The sequence below is a fragment of the Vibrio genomosp. F10 str. 9ZD137 genome (assembly GCF_049974785.1).
In the GTDB taxonomy this organism is placed as follows: Bacteria; Pseudomonadota; Gammaproteobacteria; order Enterobacterales; family Vibrionaceae; genus Vibrio.
On the sequence record NZ_JBNGCJ010000355.1, the window covers coordinates 1 to 1,678 of the forward strand.

The 1,678-nt window shown below is 45.7% G+C and carries 1 protein-coding gene and 2 pseudogenes; 2 read left to right on the plus strand and 1 reads right to left on the minus strand.

Annotation, left to right across the window (positions count from 1 at the left end):
- A pseudogene (locus ACP45E_RS07930) lies at positions 1 to 205 on the plus strand (cobalamin-binding protein); the annotation flags it as partial.
- Positions 206 to 273: 68 nt separating this feature from the next.
- Complete coding sequence (locus ACP45E_RS07935) at positions 274 to 894, plus strand: TRIC cation channel family protein (RefSeq protein ID WP_017035502.1); 621 nt, start codon at positions 274 to 276, stop codon at positions 892 to 894.
- Between the two features lie 160 nt (positions 895 to 1,054).
- Here ACP45E_RS07935 and carB read toward each other — a convergent pair.
- A pseudogene (gene carB, locus ACP45E_RS07940) lies at positions 1,055 to 1,678 on the minus strand (carbamoyl-phosphate synthase large subunit); the annotation flags it as partial.

Genomic DNA, 1,678 nt, shown 5'->3' on the forward strand with positions numbered 1-1,678 from the left:
AACCGCTCTTCCGATCTTGTTTTTATCTGAACACGCCCTTAGCGATGGAAGCATGTGGCACCCTTGGAAAGACCAACTCTCTGCGATAGAGAATAATGCCATGTGGACACTCAACTCAGACTTTATCAACCGACCAACCCCAAGAACCCTCGGTGCAGTTAAGCAAGTGTGTGAACACTTACAATCCATTCGCGAAAAACGCTAACGCTTTAGTAGAGAATTTCGTACAATTTCCGCCTAAATGTTCCCACTATTAAATGAGTAATCTGTCTCATGGATTCCATGCTGCTCTATCTATTTGATCTTTTTGGCACGGCCATTTTTGCTATATCAGGTGTTCTTCTCGCTGGCCGACTAAAAATGGACCCGTTTGGTGTGGTCGTATTGGGAAGTGTCACCGCGATTGGCGGGGGGACGATTCGTGACATGGCGCTCGGTGCTACGCCTGTTTTTTGGATTACAGACACCACTTATCTGTGGGTCATTTTTATTACCTGCCTTGTCACTATGCTTATTGTACGTCGGCCAAAACGAGTCGCCTGGTGGATACTCCCGGTATGTGATGCAATTGGTTTGGGCGTTTTTGTCGGCATTGGTGTGGAAAAATCGTTGATATATCAAGACTCTGCTATGGTTGCCGTCATCATGGGGGTCATTACCGGCTGCGGTGGAGGCATCATTCGAGATATGCTCGCACGCGAAGTTCCAATGGTCTTGCGTAGCGAAGTCTATGCTACTGCGTGTATTGTGGGTGGTATTTTTCATACCGTCGGGCTGTCTATGGGCTACGACTCTACAACGGCCTTTCTCGCAGGCTTAATCTCTACGCTAGCCATTCGTTTAGGCGCAATTCGTTGGCACTTATCTTTGCCTACTTTCGCATTAGGCAAGTAAAACACATCTAGATAAATATCTTTCAGAGTATAAAAAGACGGTATTAACACACAATGGCTACCGTCATTGTCGTTGTCTTAATTGAGTCTACTAAATTACAAGCCCGCTAATAAAAAGCCCGCTCAAATGAGCGGGCTTGACCGATATAACCTAAGTTAGATTATGCTTCGTTTGCTTTTACTTGTGCGTGTAGCTCTTGCACTGAAGTAACCGACGTTTTTGCATCTGCTGTATGAGCCATACAGGTTGCAAATGCCGCATTTAACGTTGTTGTGTAGTTCACTTTCTCAGCTAATGCACCACGACGAAGGACTTTCGAATCTTCAATCGCTTGACGACCAGCTGCTGTGTTCACAATGTAGGTGTATTCATTGTTCTTGATACGGTCAAGAATATGAGGACGACCTTCGTGTACTTTATTCACTAGGCGTGGGTTAATACCCGCTTCGCCAAGAATAACCGCCGTACCGTGAGTCGCATCTAACTGATAACCCAACTTAGTTAGCTTAGAAGCTAGATCAACAACACGCTCTTTATCGCCCTCACGAACAGAAAGAAGTGCACGTCCACCTTCAGGGTAAATGTTACCACAACCCAATTCAGCTTTAGAGTATGCTTCTGCAAATGTCGCACCCACGCCCATCACTTCACCAGTAGAGCGCATTTCTGGACCTAATAGTGGGTCAACGCCAGGGAATTTGTTGAATGGCAATACCACTTCTTTCACTGAGTAGTAAGGTGGGATGATCTCTTTCGTAAAGCCTTGAGACTCTAGAGATTGACC

Bases quoted from the DNA above. Each gene is read 5' to 3' on its own strand.
- ACP45E_RS07935 (WP_017035502.1), top strand. From the start codon at position 274: ATGGATTCCATGCTGCTCTATCTATTTGATCTTTTTGGCACGGCCATT.